Source organism: Collinsella sp. AF04-24 (assembly GCF_003465685.1).
In the GTDB taxonomy this organism is placed as follows: Bacteria; Actinomycetota; Coriobacteriia; order Coriobacteriales; family Coriobacteriaceae; genus Collinsella; species Collinsella aerofaciens_AP.
The window spans coordinates 1,182-1,401 of record NZ_QSBK01000048.1; the positions used below are offsets into that span (position 1 = coordinate 1,182).

Annotated in this window: 1 pseudogene; it reads right to left on the reverse strand. The window is 78.2% G+C overall.

Annotated features, from left to right (window positions below):
- Positions 1-220: pseudogene (locus DWV32_RS10270) on the reverse strand (hypothetical protein); the annotation flags it as partial.

Here is a 220-nt window from a genome sequence, read left to right on the forward strand (position 1 = left end):
CCCCGCCGCCGGCGACGGCGCCCATCCAGCCGATATCGGAGACGTGGGCGGAATAAGAGAGCGAGACGGCCGCGGCCCCATCGGACTGCGCGGCCTCCGCATGGCCCCCGTCGGCCTGGGCGGATTCGGCCTGGGAGGTTTCGGCCTGGGCGGCCTCGTCCTGGGCGCCGGCCTCCCCGCCGGCGGGCTGCGCCTCGCCGGGGAGCGGCTGCGTGTCCCC